A 12,102-nucleotide genomic window follows, 5' to 3' on the forward strand; every position below is an offset into this window, starting at 1 on the left:
AAATTACTTTCTTTGCAGTTGATATCAAAACAATATGGTTACATCATTTGAAGCATCACTTTCACAACTTTCAGTACACCGGGTAGGCAATAAACTGCTTGATGAATTTTACGTATTATCTGACAATCCGGTAGAAATTACTGACGAATTGTTAAATAAACTATTGATGCAATACTTTTTAAGTCCTTTTGAGAAGGTAAACGAGGTATATCGATTTATCCACTCAAGCGATTTGAATTTGAACGATGTTTTTCATTTTTCGGAAAGCATATTTAAAAACCCAGCAAATTTTCATGAAGTTAGCCAGCAGATCACTAAGTATTTGTTCGATATTACCAATCATCCTAAAATAAAATCGGGTGAACTGTATGTAGCTTATTTAAAAAACGTGCAGTTGGAGGGCGAGCTTTTAGATGCCATTGGCATTTTTAAATCGGAGAACAAAGAAACTTATTTAAAGGTTTATCCCGCCAAGGGCGGCTTTAACCTGGAATACGAAGAGGATGGCATCAATATCCATAAACTGGATAAGGGCTGCCTTATTTTTAACAGCGAGAAAGAAGAGGGCTACAAGGTTTTGGTGATTGATCAAACTAACCGCAACAATGAAGCAGTATACTGGAAAGATGATTTTTTAAAACTTAAAATCAGGAATGATAGCTATAACCAAACCAGCAATACCTTAAGTATCTACAAAAATTTTGTCACCCAAAAAATTGACGAGGAGTTTGAGCTTACAAAAGCTGATAAGATAGACTTGCTTAACAAGTCCATGAAGTACTTTAAGGAAAAAGAAACTTTTGACATGGATGAGTTTGCGGGCGAGGTATTAGGTAATGAGCAGGCCATAGAGTCGTTCAAAACCTACAAGCAACAGTACGAACAAGACTACGAAACCGAGATAGCCTCAACCTTTGATATCTCGGACGCCGCTGTAAAAAAGCAGGGTAGGGTTTACAAAACCGTGCTGAAGCTCGACCGAAACTTTCACATTTATATTCACGGCGATAAGGAACTGATAGAGAAAGGTTTTGACGACGATAAGGCCATGAACTACTATAAAGTATATTTCAAGGAGGAATCATGACGCAGCGCCACATTCGTAAATCAAGTTAGTGTTTTCGGCAGCATGATAACAATTGTTGTGCCTTTGCCACGTTTTGACTTAACATCAATAGCGCCCTTGTGTTTTTCTATGATTCCGAAAACGATAGACAGGCCCAGGCCGGTACCTTCGCCGACACCTTTGGTAGTAAAAAATGGATCAAACATTTTTTGCTTAACAACATCGGTCATGCCTACGCCTGTGTCGGTAATTTCTATCGAAACATTCTCGGGATAATCCTTGGTAACTATCAGTATATTTTCCTTTTCGTGTTTCTTCTTTTCGGTAATTGCCTGGATGCTGTTGTGTATCAGGTTAATAAAAACCTGGTTTAACTTTCCAGGATAACAATTAATCGGCTCAAGCTTATCAAAAACTGGCGTTATCTCAATATAATAGGGTATGATGTTCCGCAGTAAAACCAAGGAGCTTAAAATGCTTTTGTTAATATCCGCGGGCTTTAGCTCAACCTCATCGGTGCGGCTAAAAGCCCGCAAACTTTGTACAATTTCTGCAGTACGGGATGCGCCTTCTTCTATGCCATTTAACAGGTCCGTAATTTCCTTTTTTATAAACCCGATATCTATTTTTTGCTTAAACTCAATTGGCTCCTTAAACAAATCAGCCTCAGGGTTTTGATTTTCAATAGCTGTATATCTGTCCAAAAGTTCAAAAACATCATAGAAATCCAGCTTTAACGGTTTGATGTTTGATTTTACAAAGTTGATAGGATTGTTAATTTCATGTGCTATGCCGGCAGTTAGCTGGCCCAGTGAAGCCATTTTTTCTGTTTCTACCAATTGCGATTGGGCGGCCTTTAAATTGCTTACCAAGCTCATTAAGCTTTTGTTACTTTCCAGCAGTTCTTTGGTACGCTCCAAAACTTTATTTTCAAGTTGAATGTTCTGCTCGGTAATTAATTTTTCGTTTTCCTTTGCAATTTTAAGTGCCAAAAATTGCGCCTGGTTATTTTGATGCCGGTAAAAGTTTATTTTATCGGCCAGCGCTACCGAGAACAATACCAGCTCGAGTACCACGCCAAACAAAAATAAATTCGAGGTAAAATCATTATAGGGGATAAAATCTTTATTACGTGCTATTGATGCAATAACTGATACCAGGAATAAGCTCCAGGCCAGCATAAAAAATTTGGCGTGTGTAACGCCGTTTGTATAGAGCCACAAGCCCATTACCAGTAACGACGAACTCACTATAATTGCGTTTAAACTGATAATATCGTAGCCTATGTTGGAGTAGCCAAGTAAAAAAAACAAGAAAGGGAGCAGCGATGTGATATACAGCAGCCTGTAATACTTGTAAATTTGTGCATACTGGCTTTTAAGTTGTAAAAACTCATTGATAAACAAAATGATTGACACCCATAAAAGTATCCGGGTAGCAGGCAGTATGTAATTGTTCATCAGCATCAGGCTAACGCTATCCGCGCCGTAGCCATGTACAATACCCTGAGAAACACCCAGAAAAAAAACATAGCATACGTAAAATAAATAGCTTTTATCTTTTACAATGAAAAACAAGAACGCATTATAGATCATCATAATAACCAGGATGCCGGCAAATATTCCGAAGGTGGTATTTTTAGAATTGAAACTTTCCCAGTACTCATCCTCACTATAAATCTTTATTGGCACTACGTTGGGGTAATTGCTTTGTATTCTGATGTAAAATATTTTTACTGTATTTACATCGATAAGACAATTGATAAAGGTTTCCTTCGCTGTAAAATAACTAAGGTGGCTATCTGGTTTTTCGGGCTCAAAATGCAATATGTTGTTGTTACCTGTTGTGGTGTATACGTCAAATTTATCGATAACCGTTGAGCCAATAGTGGCCCTGACATTCGCTTCGTCAGTTTGGTTTTTGATGATTACTTTGAGCCAGATTACCGGATTTGAAATTTTTAGCGCCGGCAAAGCCGATTTAACTGCGATAAAATCCTTACGTTTTAAAACATCCTGGATGGTTAGGCCGCTACCGGGATCCTCTATTTGTGTAAAAAAATTATTAGTAATTAATATGCTTTCATTCTCGTGTACGACGAGCGTGTCTGGTAGTTTGGCCAAGGCAGCGTAGCAGTCAATAAATAGCAGAATTAAAACAAATATTTTTTTCATTGGCAATTACATGCAAATTTGCATTAAATGATCGTTTGTAATATAAATGTGCATAGAAAAATAAACTTTTTATATTTTTTTCCGTTAAATAGATTAATCCTTAAATACTCACTTTAATGATATGTAAATGATGCGATTTGGTGTATTGTATGTAGATGACGAAATACATAATTTAAATAGCTTTAAGGCTGCCTTTAGGCGCGATTTTAATATTTATGTTGCACAATCGGCCCGGGAGGGCAGGAAGATCCTGGATCAAAACGAAATAGCTGTTATTGTAACCGATCAGCGGATGCCGGTGATGACGGGTATTGAGTTTTTAGAATCAATTATACCTGTATATCCGGATACCATCCGGATTTTATTGACAGGTTTTTCTGATATTAACGCTGTTATGGATGCCATTAACCGAGGCCAGGTATACAAATACCTGGTAAAGCCCTGGGCTGACGAGGAATTAAAAATGTATATCCAAAACGCCATAGAAATATACCACTTGCGCAAAGAGAACCGTGATTTGGCACGCAAGCTCGAAATAGCCAACAAACAATTGGAGAACCTCAGCAAAAGCACCATCTGATTGCTTATTTGTACTTGCTGCACGCCTTTAAAAAAAATGATAATCTTATTGTTTTACGGTAATTTTCATTTGAATTTCATCTGCCAATTTTAACTTAGAAGCATTTACTGTTATGTTATTATGCTATGCGTTGAAAACGCAATTGTCGGCATGATCTCTATTAAATTTTGTTTTGTTATTTTTCTGTTTAAATTTAAAAATTGAACTGTTGCTTACCCACGCGATAGCTTAACCTTTATAGTTTACACCTGATTAATTATACGTGAAGAGATTAGCAAAGGCAATACCGGCCTTTTTTATTGTATTGCTGTTGGCTACAACCAAGTTGTATTCCCAAAATTCAAACATCGGCACCGAGTTCTGGACAGGGTATATGGATCATGTTGATGGAGCCGGCCCAACTGCTTCGCAAATGATACTATACATTGCATCGGACGTCAATACTTCTGGTACTGTGAGCTTTGCCGATGGTGTGACTGCAGCTATACCATTTAAAGTAGTGCCTAACCTGGCCACACTTGTTACAATACCTTCGAGCCTTTTTTTGGGAGATATAGAAAGTATTACTAAAAAAGGAATCCACATTACAAGTCTAAACCCAATAGCGGTTTATGCCCACATCTACAATAGCGCAGTTTCTGGTGCAACATTACTATTACCCGTTAATACATTGGCTAATGACTATTATTCATTGAATTACAAACAACTATCAAATTCTTTAGAGGAAAGACAGGAAGCTAAGCCATCATATTCTGTTTTCATGTTTGTTGCCACAGAGGATAATACGACGGTCGAGATTACTCCTTCCGTCGACTTATTGAAAGATGCGTCAGGTATTGCTCATTCTGCAAAAAACAAATACCAGGTTACTTTAAACAAAGGAGAGGTCTATCAAGGGCTATCGGATAGCGACCTGACAGGGACACATATCGAATCTATAAGCACAAATACTGGTGGCTGCAAAAGAATCGCTATGTTTTCAGGAAGCAGCAAAATATATATAGGCTCACCTAATACAAGCGCTGATAACTTATTTCAGCAGGTTTATCTACGGCATCTTGGGGAAAAAATTACATCACTACTCCTTTAAAAGTTGATAATTATGATGTTTTAAGAGTTGTGTTAAGTGATACAAGCGCAGTTATAACATTAAATGGCTCGCCTATTACAAATGTGGCCAAACTTGTTACTGCCGGAAGTGCATACTATTACGAATTTAACAGCCAGGCTACGAATGTTATAATATCCGATAAGCCAATACAGGTTGTTCAATACGCCGTCACCCAGGGAAATAAAATTGATGGCACAGCAGACAAAAAAGCTACTGTCGGCGATCCTGAAATGATATACCTTAATTCCCTTGAGCAAAATATTAATCACGTTACACTTTATTCTACAGACAAATATTCAATAACTCAATCTTATATCAATGTTGTGATACCAACAGCTGCGGTCCCATCTTTTTTACTAGTGTCGCGTCAATTTGATATTGTCGTATATTTATTATACCTTTATCATCCAAAACGGATATGATAAAGTATAGAGTAACGTTAACAGAAGAAGAGCGGGGGCGGCTAAGTGCAATAATCAGCAAGGGTTCTCACAGTGCCCAACAGTATCGCAATGCTTATATTTTATTGAATTGCGATGAAAGTGGACTTGGGGAAAAGATCATCAACGAAGAAGTCAGCCGTGTTTTAAAAGTAAGCATGCGAATGATTGACCGGGTCAAACAGCGTTTTGTTGAAGACGGTTTTGAAGCGTGCCTGGACCGTAAGCCTATAATCAAGACAAAAGCAAAAAAAATAGACGGGGAAGCCGAGGCGCATTTAATAGCATTAAGTTGTGGCAAAGCACCCGAAGGCTTTTCAAAATGGTCGCTACGTTTATTGGCTGATAAAATGGTTGAGTTGAAATATGTAGAAGATATTTCCTATGAAACGATAAGAAAGACGTTAAAAAAAACGAGTTAAAACCCTGGAAAGTAAAAGGCTGGGTAATACCACCGCACCAAAGCAGTGATTTTGTTGCTAATATGGAGCATTTGCTGGATGTATGTAAACGACCTTATAGCCAAGAGTTTCCGGTCGTTTGTATGGATGAGTCCCCAAAACAGCTGATTACAGAAACACGGTTGCCCATCCCAATGAAACCCGGACAAGATGCTCGGGAAGATTTTGAATATGCGCGTTGCGGGGTAGCCAATATATTCTTGGCATCAGAGCCATTGAACGGGAAAAGATATGTGGAGGTGACAGAACGGAAAACAAAAACAGACTGGGCAAAATTCATCAAACAAATAGCCGACGATTGGTACCCGAAAGTCACTAAAATAACCTTGGTAATGGATAACCTTGGCACACATAAACCAGCAGCGTTGTACGAGGCCTTTGAGCCGAAAGAAGCCAAACGACTAAGGGACAGGTTTGAATTTGTTTACACCCCAAAGCATGGCAGTTGGTTGAACATGGCAGAAATAGAGTTAAATGTTTTGATGGGACAATGTCTAAACCGAAGGATTGACAATATCAAAAAGATGCAAAAAGAAGTGTTGGCCTGGCAAACCCACCGAAACAATAAAGAAGCTACCATTAACTGGCAATTTACAAATGACGATGCAAGGATTAAACTCAAACGCCTTTACCCGACAATTTTAACTTGACGTGACACTATATGGCGCTACCCCAGGTGGTGGTTTTACAGCTGTACCTAATATAACGGGTTACTCCTATGGCCAATTTTCGGTTGCAAAAGGGGCAACGCATGTTTTATCTGCCAATCAGGGTTTTAACGCTATAGCATACGAATTTGGAGAACATGAATCATATGGCTACGCCGCCGGCACTAATGTTAAAAACCTGAATGAGTATGTGCAGTTTTTGAACCCAAACACGAGCAAAGTGGAATCATCCAGTTGTACAGCGTCCACTTTGATCCCACAAATTGTACTGCCATATTCAACGCCTCAACTCATATGGAATTTTGGTAATAATGCGATTGATACAGTTTCAAGACCAGCAAAAACCACGATAACTAAAACAGAGGGTAGTAACACCACTGTACTTTACCAATATACATATGGAAAACCAATAACTTATTCAAATGCTGGAACTTATAATATTAAGGTCACTGCAATTGATACAATTACAACTTTATGCGGTTCAACCGAGGATATTTATTTATCGTTTACCATCGTTGATCCCCCCGCAGCTAAATTCACCTCCCGCGATACCGTTTGCACTGCTGATACGGTTGGTTTTAAAGACCTTACCATTGGCAATACAGTCAAAACCTGGCATTGGGATTTCGGTAACGGCGATACCTCTGCCGTTCAAAATCCCGTATATCATTTTTTACAGCCCGGTAAATACAAAGTTACGTTAACTGTTGCCGGTACAACAGGGTGTGCAAACTCGGTTTTTAAGTATGTATACGCAAGGCCTTTGCCGATTTTGATGTTCCCGCACCACTTTGCGATTCACCTTTATCCGTTACCTTTATTGATAAGTCCACTCCATCCGAAGGGAAAATAACATCTTGGTTCTGGGATTTTGGCGATGGTACAACCTTACCTAAAGCTGATGCGAACCCAGTGACTCATACTTATGCTTCGGCACAGCCCTATACCGCTACGCTAACAGTTACTACTGATAAAAGCTGCACAGCATCTTTGCCTAAAATTAAGACAGTCAATTTTTCACCCAAGGTGGATTTTACACTTCCTGATGCTTGCCAATATGATTATTATGTAAATTTCACATCACTTTCTTCTGTGGCAGACAGCTTGAACGATAATTTAAGTTATTTGTGGGATTTTGGCGACGGAACGGACAAGGTTAATGGTAAAACAGCGCGGCATCACTATATCAATCCAGGCAAGTACAACGTTAAACTCACGGTTACAACGGCTAATGGTTGCATTAGGGACACAATTAAACAACTTACTATAAACGGCGGATCGCCCAAAGCAGCATTCACTGTTCTGCATAAAGATACCCTATGCAGCAATCACGCGGTTGTGTTTGAAACACAGGCTTACGTTAAGGATTTTAACGGGGGTAAAGTGAATAGTTTTACAATTGATTTTGGCGATAACAGCCCCATCCAAACATTTCGAATTGATTCGGGCAGTACATTTACGCACAAGTATCCAACAGAATACGTGAAGCTCTCAACACCATACCAGGTTACCATGACCGCAAATTCAGGATCAGATGTAAAATGTTCTGTTGTGTTGCCACAGACTATTAACCTGCTTGCCGTGCCTAAAATAACGGCCTTTAACCTGCCTGCAGAAATATGTCTCAATGCCGCTCCATTGCCATTGTCGCCCTTAGTAATTCCACAGGCAGGCGGCCCGTCCGCCACAGCAAGCTTCACCATTGATGGTGCTTTAGCTACTGATGGCATTTTTTATCCAGCGGTTTTAGGTACCGGCGCACATGTGGTTACCTGTTATTATACCGCCAACGGCACGCCATGTGCAGATACCAGCAGCTCAAAAACTATTATGGTTGAACCAATAGCTACGGTAGCCGCAGGGCCGGATATTACCATTTTGTCGGGAGGGCAGGCCAAAGTAAAAGCAAGTATAAGCGGCGGTAATAATAATAAAATACAATGGTCGCCAACAGCCGGATTGAGCGACCCGACTATCCAAGATCCATATGCGTCTCCCAAGGTCACTACCTTGTACACACTTACCGTTACGTCAACTACAGATACATTGGCTTGCCCGGTGAGCGATACGGTAACCGTTAAGGTATTACAGGCACCAATTGTGCCCAATACTTTTACACCCAACGGAGATAGTAAAAATGATGTTTGGGACATAAAATACCTTAATTCATACCCCGATTGTACGGTTGAGGTTTATAACCGCAATGGCCAGAAAGTATTTTATTCTATTGGATACGGAATACCTTGGGATGGTCGATATAATTCTGTTAATTTGCCTGTAGGTACCTATTATTATATTATAGATCCTAAAAACGGCCGTAGTAAAATTTCTGGCTCTGTCACAATTATCAGGTAAATGAAGAGAATTTGGTTTGTATTATTACTTACAGTAGTGGGTGTAAATATCAAGGCGCAACAATTGCCGCAATACACGCAGTATATTTTAAACCCGCTTTTAATTAACCCTGCGGTTAGCGGAATTGAAAATTACACCGATGCTAAAGCGGGATACCGTAGCCAATGGACTGGTTTGCAGGGAGCTCCGGTAACATCCTATTTTACCATTACCGCCCCATTAGGACGTAATTTTGTTGATGGCGATGCTTTACAGGTTCCGGCGGACGGTGATAATCCCATCGGCCGATCATTTGTCCGCACTTACCGTGCGGCCGAACCTCACCACGGAATTGGTTTAACGATGCTGACAGATAAGGCGGGGCCCATCCGCCAAACCTATATCAACGCTACTTACGCTTATCATATCGGTTTAACTTCTAACCTTAATCTTTCAGCGGGATTATCAGGTGGATTTAATAACGTTAATCTAAATATAAACGAAGTTATCCTTGAATATCCACTTGACGCGGCTGTTTATAACGGGAATAACAGCCAGTATAAACTTAATGTTGGCGCTGGTGTATGGGCGTATTCAGCTAACTACTTCGCGGGCTTATCGGTACAGCAATTTTTACCGCAAACTTTAGATTTTGCTAAAGACTCTCATTACAATCAGGGTAAAACAGTCCCCCATTATTACCTTACAGGTGGTGTAAAGTTTTTTTTATCTGATGATGTATCGTTATTGCCATCTGTAATGTATAAACTCATTCAACCCTCGCAAAACACGGTGGATGTTAATCTCAAATTAGCCTTCCGCGATCATTTTTGGATTGGGGGATCATACCGACAAGATGATGCTGTGGCTGGTATGATGGGTTTCACAATTGATTCATTCTTGTCGTTGGGGTATTCTTACGACTATACAACCTCTAATCTCAATACCGTAAGTACCGGTACACACGAAATAGTAGTAGGTATTCACCTCAATAATAAAGGCAATTCGGGATCGCAAAGAATGTTTTAACTTTCGTGAATAAAATTATCGTAAAGGTTTGTAACTTTTGCGATATATAAGTATCTTTGATACAGTTTGATGCCCTAATATTGAACTGCTTGATTAAATGCAAAAAAACTTATTATCGGTACTTGCTCTTGCTTTGCTGTTTACCTTTGCCGCGTGTAATAAAACAGCCGTAGATCCTGTACAATTGCCTTCTATCGGCGGGAGTTATAACACGGCCCCCGTGGTAGAGTATCATAATATCGTCATCCTGGGTGGCTCAACGGCCTGGGGAAAAGGGGCCTCGGCACATCAATATTCATGGGTATCCAGGTTAGAGGCCAAAGTAAAATTCCTGCATAAAAACGATACCATTATAAATCTCGCTTTTCCCGGATATACTACCTATCACATATTGCCTACCAAATCCGTAACGAAGACGAATCGCCCCGAAGCAGATACCCTCAGGAACATTACTACTGCTTTAGCAAAAAAACCAATCATGGTGATTATCAGTCTTCCCTCAAATGATATTGCTAATGGCTACAACGATGTTGAAATATTGAACAACTACAAAACTGTTGCTGATATACTGCATCGCCAGAACATACCTTACTTTATCACCTCAAATCAACCCAGAAACCTGAGCTTAAGTCAGCGTAAACGTTTAAAAACTTTTACTAACCTGTTAGTTAAAACGTTCCCTGGCCATATTATAGATTACCTTGATCAGTTAAGCGATTCATCATGGTTATTTAAGCCAGTATATAACTGCGGTGATGGCATCCACCCTAACGACAGGGGGCACGAGGTGATATACAAAGCCTTTGTCAATAATCTTGCGTTTAAAAAAGCACTTGGTTTTTAGTTTGAACAGCCTGGCAGGATGGGAGAGCATCAAGTGCTAAGCCTCATTTTTCCAGCTTAAACCCATTTAACCTTTTCGCTTAACGGGATATTTCTTTTACCGGTTGGTTGATGATCTGAGTAACCAAGGTATAATACCCCCATCACGATATCCTCATCACCCAGGGCTAAAAAAGTTTTCATGGCCCGGCTGTGTACCATACCGCCGCTGCCCCAGTACGATGCAATACCCAAAGCCGTGGCACCCAATAAAATATTTTGCATAGCACAGGCTGTAGCAGCTATCTCTTCAAGTACGGGTATCCTGGTTGTTGGTTTACGTTGCATCGTGCTGACTATAACATGCGATGCCTTATCAGGCATATGCAGTAATTTTTCATAGGTCATCTGCATATATTGATCATCAGGCGTATTAGCCTTATATAATTCTGCATGTTGCTTGCCAAACTCTTTTCCGTTGGTGTATACCACAAATTTCCACGGTTCTGTATTAGCATGGGTAGGTGCCCAGTCGGCCAGTTCAAGCAGTTGGGTAATTACTTCATCAGGTATTTTTTTGCCATTCATCTCAGGCGGCTTCGTTGTGCGGCGATTTTTGATAACAGATGATAGGGTGTCGAATATTTCTGACATGATAAATTACTTGTTTGGTGGCTGCAATAATAGAGAAAGCAAACAATATTTGTTTCATAGTGAGGTAAAAAGCATGTTGCCATTTTATTTTGCCAAAGTTGAGTTTGAATTTTTACTTTTGGCCTTTCAAACAGAAAGTCATGTCTAACAAATCGAAAAAAATATTTTTATTGCTCAGCATCGTTGTGCCATTTTTACTTTATTGCTTTTATTATTATGGCATGATGGTGAAAAACGCACCTTATAAATTTGCCGAGTTTGATTCCATTGTATTTAATTATGGCATAGGGGATAGCTTAATTAATAAGTATAACTCTAAAACAATGGAATATCAATACGTTAACTCGCACGACTCGTTGATCAAATCAAAATTAAAATTGAACAAAGACGATTTATTATACTTACACCGTAAAGCGGCCGACTTAGGTTTCTGGGATTTTCCGTCTAACCTGGTCAATGATACCAGCATAAGGAAAGATGCCAAAGCGCTGCATTATTATATTGAGTTTAAATATAAGCGTAAAACCAAGAAGGTTTATTTTGACTCTGCCTACGAAGGGAAGCCCGATTTGAAAGATGCCGCAGAACGTTTGGTAAGAGAAATACAAAAAAAGATGGAGGAAGCCGAAAAGAGATAATTGCGCTTTAGTACCATTGATTTATACGCTCAAAACCAAAGCACTGAAAGAGGAGAAGGAGGGGGTATTCAAGTGATAAATTGCAATGCCGATGCATCCGGACAATCTCTACTTTCCATTGTAGC

General features: G+C 39.6%; 10 protein-coding genes and 1 pseudogene. 9 read left to right on the forward strand and 2 right to left on the reverse strand.

Features of this window, described 5'->3' with window-relative positions; all coding sequences use genetic code 11:
- The first annotated feature begins 34 nt into the window (after window positions 1–34).
- Window positions 35–1,087, forward strand: a complete 1,053-nt coding sequence (locus MUCPA_RS33015) for a nucleoid-associated protein (RefSeq protein WP_008512660.1) — start codon at window positions 35–37, stop codon at window positions 1,085–1,087.
- A gap of 20 nt (window positions 1,088–1,107) precedes the next feature.
- Here the strand turns inward: MUCPA_RS33015 and MUCPA_RS33020 are convergent, their stop codons facing one another.
- Window positions 1,108–3,240: a sensor histidine kinase gene (locus MUCPA_RS33020; RefSeq protein WP_008512661.1), complete on the reverse strand. Its 2,133-nt coding sequence runs from the start codon at window positions 3,238–3,240 to the stop codon at window positions 1,108–1,110.
- Between the two features lie 127 nt (window positions 3,241–3,367).
- On the opposite strand from MUCPA_RS33020, the gene MUCPA_RS33025 reads away from it, so the two are divergent.
- The 7 genes and pseudogenes from MUCPA_RS33025 to MUCPA_RS33065 all read left to right on the forward strand — a co-directional run bounded on the left by MUCPA_RS33025 (window position 3,368) and on the right by MUCPA_RS33065 (window position 10,707).
- Entirely contained in the window at window positions 3,368–3,820 is a 453-nt protein-coding gene (locus tag MUCPA_RS33025; protein WP_008512664.1) for a response regulator, read from the forward strand.
- Window positions 3,821–4,232: 412 nt separating this feature from the next.
- Window positions 4,233–5,353, forward strand: a pseudogene (locus MUCPA_RS39115) (IgGFc-binding protein).
- Window positions 5,350–6,482 (forward strand): IS630 family transposase gene (locus MUCPA_RS37365; protein ID WP_085983330.1). Its coding sequence is split into 2 segments (ribosomal slippage): window positions 5,350–5,776 and window positions 5,776–6,482, totalling 1,134 coding nucleotides; the frame shifts between segments, so codons are not numbered across the junction. The pseudogene MUCPA_RS39115 and the gene MUCPA_RS37365 overlap by 4 nt, the downstream one beginning before the upstream one ends.
- A 1-nt stretch (window position 6,483) precedes the next feature.
- Complete coding sequence (locus MUCPA_RS39120) at window positions 6,484–7,353, forward strand: PKD domain-containing protein (RefSeq protein ID WP_040626783.1); 870 nt, start codon at window positions 6,484–6,486, stop codon at window positions 7,351–7,353.
- Window positions 7,350–8,855 carry a PKD domain-containing protein gene (locus MUCPA_RS33055; protein WP_316928945.1) on the forward strand — a complete coding sequence of 502 codons (1,506 nt, stop codon included), beginning with the start codon at window positions 7,350–7,352 and terminating at the stop codon, window positions 8,853–8,855. The genes MUCPA_RS39120 and MUCPA_RS33055 overlap by 4 nt, the downstream gene beginning before the upstream one ends.
- Window positions 8,856–9,863: a PorP/SprF family type IX secretion system membrane protein gene (locus MUCPA_RS33060; RefSeq protein WP_008512669.1), complete on the forward strand. Its 1,008-nt coding sequence runs from the start codon at window positions 8,856–8,858 to the stop codon at window positions 9,861–9,863.
- Between the two features lie 97 nt (window positions 9,864–9,960).
- The gene (locus MUCPA_RS33065; RefSeq protein ID WP_008512671.1) at window positions 9,961–10,707 is read left to right on the forward strand and encodes an SGNH/GDSL hydrolase family protein; all 747 of its coding nucleotides are present in this window, start codon (window positions 9,961–9,963) and stop codon (window positions 10,705–10,707) included.
- A 56-nt stretch (window positions 10,708–10,763) separates the two neighbouring features.
- On the opposite strand, the gene MUCPA_RS33070 is transcribed toward MUCPA_RS33065, so the two are convergent.
- Window positions 10,764–11,339 carry a nitroreductase family protein gene (locus MUCPA_RS33070; protein ID WP_008512673.1) on the reverse strand — a complete coding sequence of 192 codons (576 nt, stop codon included), beginning with the start codon at window positions 11,337–11,339 and terminating at the stop codon, window positions 10,764–10,766.
- A gap of 140 nt (window positions 11,340–11,479) precedes the next feature.
- On the opposite strand from MUCPA_RS33070, the gene MUCPA_RS33075 reads away from it, so the two are divergent.
- Window positions 11,480–11,977 (forward strand): hypothetical protein, encoded by a 498-nt coding sequence (locus MUCPA_RS33075; protein ID WP_008512674.1) that lies wholly within the window; start codon window positions 11,480–11,482, stop codon window positions 11,975–11,977.
- Window positions 11,978–12,102 lie beyond the last annotated feature (125 nt).

This window comes from Mucilaginibacter paludis DSM 18603 (assembly GCF_000166195.2).
Taxonomy (GTDB): domain Bacteria; phylum Bacteroidota; class Bacteroidia; order Sphingobacteriales; family Sphingobacteriaceae; genus Mucilaginibacter; species Mucilaginibacter paludis.